6 protein-coding genes and 1 pseudogene are annotated in these 6,029 nt (G+C 65.9%); 5 read left to right on the plus strand and 2 right to left on the minus strand.

Features of this window, described 5'->3' with window-relative positions; translation table 11 throughout:
- Window positions 1-248: 248 nt before the first annotated feature.
- Window positions 249-1,004, plus strand: coding sequence for a hypothetical protein (locus ACFYXC_RS37585; protein ID WP_389557146.1), 756 nt, complete (start codon window positions 249-251; stop codon window positions 1,002-1,004).
- 74 nt (window positions 1,005-1,078) lie between these two features.
- Window positions 1,079-1,540, plus strand: coding sequence for a hypothetical protein (locus ACFYXC_RS37590; protein ID WP_388924206.1), 462 nt, complete (start codon window positions 1,079-1,081; stop codon window positions 1,538-1,540).
- A 191-nt stretch (window positions 1,541-1,731) separates the two neighbouring features.
- On the opposite strand, the gene ACFYXC_RS37595 is transcribed toward ACFYXC_RS37590, so the two are convergent.
- Both ACFYXC_RS37595 and ACFYXC_RS37600 read right to left on the minus strand, forming a co-directional pair.
- Window positions 1,732-2,151, minus strand: coding sequence for a hypothetical protein (locus tag ACFYXC_RS37595; RefSeq protein WP_388924209.1), 420 nt, complete (start codon window positions 2,149-2,151; stop codon window positions 1,732-1,734).
- Window positions 2,152-2,247: 96 nt separating this feature from the next.
- Window positions 2,248-2,565 (minus strand): annotated as a pseudogene (locus ACFYXC_RS37600) (transposase); the annotation flags it as partial.
- 351 nt (window positions 2,566-2,916) lie between these two features.
- On the opposite strand from ACFYXC_RS37600, the gene ACFYXC_RS37605 reads away from it, so the two are divergent.
- From ACFYXC_RS37605 to ACFYXC_RS37615, 3 genes are all read left to right on the plus strand, one after another.
- On the plus strand, window positions 2,917-4,206 hold the full coding sequence (locus tag ACFYXC_RS37605; protein ID WP_389557148.1) for an MFS transporter: 1,290 nt from the start codon (window positions 2,917-2,919) through the stop codon (window positions 4,204-4,206).
- Window positions 4,207-4,340: 134 nt separating this feature from the next.
- The gene (locus ACFYXC_RS37610) at window positions 4,341-5,624 is read left to right on the plus strand and encodes an enoyl-CoA hydratase/isomerase family protein (protein ID WP_389557150.1); all 1,284 of its coding nucleotides are present in this window, start codon (window positions 4,341-4,343) and stop codon (window positions 5,622-5,624) included.
- 84 nt (window positions 5,625-5,708) lie between these two features.
- Complete coding sequence (locus tag ACFYXC_RS37615) at window positions 5,709-5,918, plus strand: MbtH family protein (RefSeq protein ID WP_388924218.1); 210 nt, start codon at window positions 5,709-5,711, stop codon at window positions 5,916-5,918.
- Window positions 5,919-6,029 lie beyond the last annotated feature (111 nt).

Consider the following 6,029-nt stretch of genomic DNA (forward strand, 5'->3'; position numbering starts at 1 on the left):
CTCGTCACCCTCTACTCTCCTGAAACGAACACGCGGAACGCCCGCAAAGGAGCCCTAGAAGAAAAAGGAATGAGGGACACGGAGTGCGCAGGAAGAAGAAAATGCTCCTTTCAGTTGCCCTCCTTTCTTGTCTGACTGCCGGGTGCAGCACCGACACCGGAAGCCCTGCGGGCGCCGGCCGGCCACACCAGAAAGACGCTGCCTCCGCGCGGGGAGCACCACTCCGGGAGCTGACTTCCGCAGAAGAAGTGGAGATAGACCGCGCGGAGCAGGACCTCGTCCTGCAGTGCATGCAGCGCCAGGGCTTCCGCTACTGGCCCGTCCCAGTCGCGAGCGTCGCGGAACGCAAAGTCGGCGCCTACGTCGTGGACGACATCGGCTGGGCCCGCCAGTACGGCTACGGTCGGCCTTTCGACACCGCAGCCATGAAGTCCCACCGCGATCACCCCAACATCACCTATAGAAACGCGCTCGCTAAGAAGGAACGCGTCCGATACTCCAGGGCACTTGACGGGAATTTCACCGGCACCATCACCGCGGAAGTGCCGTCCGGCGGTTCAGTCCGCACCCCGCGCGACGGCTGCTACGCCCAGGCCAGGGAAGAACTCTACGGCGACTATCCAACGTGGTTCCGCGCCAAGAAGACCGTGACCTCGCTGACGCCCTTGTACGTTCCGCGCATCCTCCGGGACAAACGTCTGACCAGCACCGTGGCAGCGTGGTCACGGTGCATGAAGGCAGCTGGCCGGCCTTTCCAGAGCCCCGACGCGATCCGTCGCGAACGGGGAAACCTGATTCGTGGAATGAGCGAGTCACAGGCCCTACGATCCGAATCCGCTCTGGCCGTGACAGAAGCCAAGTGCGCCCAACGGACATCCCTAGGGAAGACCGCGCGTGCCCTGGAGATGGAATACCGAAACAAAACGGCACGCGACTACGCGGCGGAATTCACCGCGTACCGGCAGATGAGGATGTCCGCCCTTGCGCGGGCACGGAGCCTTTGAAGCCGACTCATACCCCCGGCCCAGACGCCCGTGACCGGACGGTCACGGAGAGCATCAACCTACAAGGAGTCCCCATGAGAAAGCTCCCCGCCGCCCTGACCGTCATGGCCATGGCCGCCCTCGGAACTGCGCTCCCCGTCTCTACCGCGCACGCGGCCGCGGCTGCGGATTGCTACGATGCGTGGTACGACGGAGCGGACCCCGGTTACATGTACGCCTATGACTCGGCCAACTGCATCGGATTCCTCGGAAAGGCCGAGGGTGCGGACTCCAATTGGGGCGACAGCTCGGGGAGTTTTCAGGGAGGAGACACCAACAAGGCCACGTCGATCCTCAACGCGGGCACCGATCTCGAAGTCCAGTTCTTCAACGGGACCAGCACGTGGACCGGAGGCTATATCTGCCTGGCCCGCAGCGAGTGGTTCGCGTCCAACCTCTCCGACGACGAATTCAGCAGTGGTGTCACGGTGAACAACGCCATCAGCTCGCACCGCTGGGTCCACGAGTCCACCTGCGGCAATAATTGGGCCGAATGACGCCGACGGTCACATCTGAACGGCACCCGGGGGGCCTCGTGCCCCCCCCGAATTTACACCGGCGGTGCCTCTCAGCAGTGGACGCTCTACCGCTGACCGCTGACCGCTGACCGCTGAGAGGGTGTTTTCTGGCGATACTTCGCCCGGAAGTGGCATCGTTTTACGGACGTACGGCAGACCGCGGCGGAGAGCTACCGAGTGCCGCCCGAGGCCGTCCGGAAGTCGGCCACGAGCTGGTGCGCGTACTCGTTCTCAGGACCTAGACACTCAACCGCTTCGTGGGCTTGAAGCTGGTCTCTTCCGCACAGCAACTTCACGAGGTGATACAAGGCACTACTGTCGCCAGCCTCAGCACGGTGGCGCAGCGCCGTGTCCACCCCCCGCTCGTGAAGCGATCTGTTGAGTCGCCGACGCGCGTGGACATCTGTGAGTGCGAGTTCGGTGAGCTGGTCGAATCGCTCCGCACGAACGAGCAGATCCATGTGCCACAGATGATTGTCATGCGCGAGGAAATCGGTGGAGTAGCACTCGGCACGAACGCTCACCAGCGAGATAGCTGCATCCCAATCACCGATCTGTTCTGCCGCTTGTACCTGCTCGCGCCATTCCACAGGGCGAGTATCTCGCAGCGCTTCCCACAACGACACCGAGAATCGGTACCAGGGAGCATCCTTCGGCCAGCTCCCGGGTGGGCATGTGCTGGTGCTTCAGGCTCCTCGCCAGGTTGGTGTGGATTCGTCGGTGAGGCGGCGGGTCATGAGTGCGATCATCGCGATGTAGATCATGGCGGTGGAGCGGGTGGGGAGGGCTTCGTAGTCGCGGGCCAGGCGGCGGTGGTGCATGAGCCAGCTCAGGGTGCGTTCGACAACCCACCTTCGTGGCAGGACCTTGAAACCCTCGGTGCCGGGGGCGCGTCGGACGATTTCGAGGTCGATGCCGAGGCGGGCGGCGTGGTCGACGAGGTATTCGCGGTAGCCGCGGTCGGCCCAGCCTTTGCGGAGGCCGGGGTGGTCGGCGGCGAGGCGGTTATGGCGGCCATTCCTTGTGGGGCGAACGACCGGCACACTCGGCGTGCAGGCCGGGCTACTGTGCCCGTCGTACGGGGCTGACACCGGCCATGGCGCCGGCGGGGGCGTGGGTAGCAAGTCCTTCGGCATCGCGGACAACCATTTCGGGGGAAGCGCGGGAGATGTCAACTACTTCGTAAAGCGCACGCCGTTACGTTCGTGCATACCTCTGGTAGCGCCTGCCGCGGTCTTCGCGATCTGCTTTGTTCCTGCCGGCGGAACCCGAAAGGGATCAGAGGCCGCACGAAGAAGGCAGATGTTTCGTGCCCGCTTCCGGATTCCCGAGATAACCCGAGAAATGGGATGGGTATGGCCAGAATCGCACCTACCAGAAGTGGCGACAGGAAATACGGCGACGACGCGATTCCGCCCTTGCGGCGTAATCGCGGATTCCAATTGCTGTGGTCCGGATCAGTCGCCTTCAGTCTGGGTGCCGAGGTGGCCGAGATCGCGCTTCCGTTGCTGGTGCTCGCCGTGGCGGCGTCGCCGGTCTGGGTCGGTCTCTTCTCTGCGATCCAGCTCTTGGCGGCTTTCCTCTGCGGACTGCTGGCGGGCCAGGTGAGCGACCGCGCAGATCCGCGCACCGTCCTGCTATACGCGGAGGGCATCCGTGCCGTCGTGATACTCGGGGTGTCCGTCCTCGCGTATGTGGAGAAGGTGTCGGTCGCCGCACTACTGCTCGCCGCCGCAGTGCTGGGGGCGACCATGCCGTTCAGCGTCGCGCCGCGCATGCTGCTGTTGCGTGCCCTGGTGCATCCGAGTCAGCTCACCACCGCCCTGACTCAGGATGAGGTGCGCTCCCACGGAGCCGGTCTGGCCGGCCCACCGATGGGTGGGTTTCTGTACGGGGTGTCTGTCGCGGTGTCGCTGCTGTGCGCCGGGGTGCTCTCCCTGCTGTCGTGGGTGAGCACCCTGCTGATCAGGCCCACGCGAGTGGAACAGGCGACCGGCGAGGACCGGTCGGGGCCCGCCGGGAACACCACGGGAGACAGGAGCGTGTTCGCCGGTATCAAGGCACTCTGGGGCCAGCCCACCCTGCGCGCTGCGGCTCTGCTGGTGACGGCGCTGAATGTGGTGGGTGCCCCCCTCGTGCTGATCTCCGTGGTCATGCTCAGGGAGCAGTCGGTCTCGCCCGGGCTGATCGGAGTGGCCATGACGGGCCTCGCGGCCGGCGGGCTCGCCGGCGCGGCGCTGGTCAAGCCGCTGCATGCGAGGTTCCGGCCCGGCGGCATTTTGCTCGGTGTGGCCGTCGTGCAGGTGCCGGTGCTGGCCGCCCTCTCGCTGGAGCTCGGCCCCTGGTGGGTCGCAGGAGTCCTGTTCTGCGCCATGCTCGGCATCCCTGTGCTGCGGGTGCTGGTGGATGTCCTGATCTTCCGCCAGGTGCCCGATGCCCAACGCGGTCGCACCATCGCCGCTGTCATGACTCTGTTCACAGTGGGTGCTCCGATCGGGATGCTCCTTGCGGGTCTGCTGCTGGAGTACGCGCCGCCCGGCACCGCGATGCTGGCGCTCGCGGCGCTGTGCGCCCTGGGCGCCCTCTACGCGTTCAGTCGGCGTGAACTGCGGCAAGCGACCTGGCCAGCCGGCACCGGATGCTGACCCGGCGTCATTCACGCATTTCTTTTCCTGACGCGGGCTTTCGGCCGCGCGTTCCCCTGTCCGTTCGGAATTTCCGGGAAATCGGGATCGGTGATCAGATGTATTCCTTGCCTCATGACGGAGGGCCAGCCGACGTGCTGGATTTCTCCGGCAGTCTCGACAAGGACAGAGAGATCCTTAATGTGTTGCTCCGTGCCGAGGCGGAAGAGGCCAACTTTCTGAAGACGGCGCCCGCGCACGACGCCGCCGACAGGAACCGGGCGACCGGACCGCGCGAGAGGGGCCTGTGGCTCCGCGAGTCCTTCCTGCGCCTGCACATGAGCAAGCTGTACGACGAACTTACCTGCGGGTGCACCGAGTTCCCGCGCTTGGACGAACTGGCCGAGCGGGCCGCCACGGCCGTTTCACGCCTCGTGCCCACCGCCGCGGAACTCGCGGCCGACCGTGGCCGGGGACAACGGCACAAGGACGGCCGGGAACAGGAACTGGGTGTGTTCTTCGGTGCAGTGCTCGACGCGCCCGCCCCGGGGCGGCATCTGCTGGACACCATGCGGTGTCCCACCGGACGTGCCCTCGACCTGCTCCCGGAACTCCGCGGCGCGGAGCGGGTCGACCTCGGCCCGGTGTGCGTCGAGTTCCGGGACGGCGCCGGTCATGTCGTCATCTGCCACCAGCAGTTCCTCAACGCGGAGGACGATAGGTTGGTCGAGGCACTGGAGACCGCCGTCGACCTGGTCCTGCTGGACGACCGGGCGGCCGTCGGCGTGTTGCGCGGCGCACCCATGACCCACCCGCGTTACCAGGGCCGACGAGTCTTCAGCTCAGGAATCAACCTCACGCACCTCTACGAGGGACGGATCTCTCTGCTCGGGTTCCTGCTGCGCCGCGAACTCGGGTACATCAGCAAGATCTACCGGGGGCTGGCCGGACCGCAGGCCGTCGAGAAGCCATGGATCGCCGCGGTGGACACCTTCGCGATCGGCGGCGGCGCCCAGCTGACCCTGGTCTTCGACCACGTGGTCGCGGACACGGACGCGTACTACACCTTGCCCGCCCTCCAGGAGGGCATCATTCCCGGAGCAGCCAACCTTAGGCTGGGCCGCCTGGTCGGTCCCCGCGTCGCCCGCCAGTTGATCTTCGCCGACCGCCGTATACGCGCGGCCGACCCGGACGGGGCGGCTCTGGCCGACGAGGTCGTCCCGACACGGGACATGGATCGCGCCATCGAGACCGCGGCAGCCAGGCTGACCAACCCCGCCGTTGTCGCGAACCGCCGGATGTTGCGCCTCGCCGAGGAACCCGAGGACACCTTCCGCACCTATATGGCGGGGTACGCGCGCCATCAGTCCCGTCGGCTCTACAGCACGGATCTGATCGCCAACCTCGAGCGCACCTGGATCGGCCGCTCGCGCACCTGACCGGCAGGGTCGGCCACGGAAGTCACACACGGACCCACCCGCGGAACTCACCCACGGGACCCAACAGAGAGGCAAGGACCATCGATGAGCAACCCCTTCGAGGACAACGACGCCGATTACTACGTGCTCGTCAACGACGAGGGCCAGTATTCGCTCTGGCCGGTGTTCGCCGAGGTACCCGCGGGCTGGCGCACCGAACTCCGCGCGATGCGCCAGGAGTGCCTGGACCACATAGAGGCGCACTGGACCGACATGCGCCCGCTGAGCCTGGTCCGGGCCATGGACCAGAGCTGACCCGCCCCTTCTCTCCGGCTCTTTCCCTCAACTGAACCCGGACGAATAGTCCTTTCCGGCTGCGGCCGTGAGTGCGATGAATGGGTGAGACGCGTGCAACGACAGAACGAC

The organism is Streptomyces sp. NPDC002701, from assembly GCF_042889045.1.
Classification (GTDB): Bacteria; Actinomycetota; Actinomycetes; order Streptomycetales; family Streptomycetaceae; genus Streptomyces.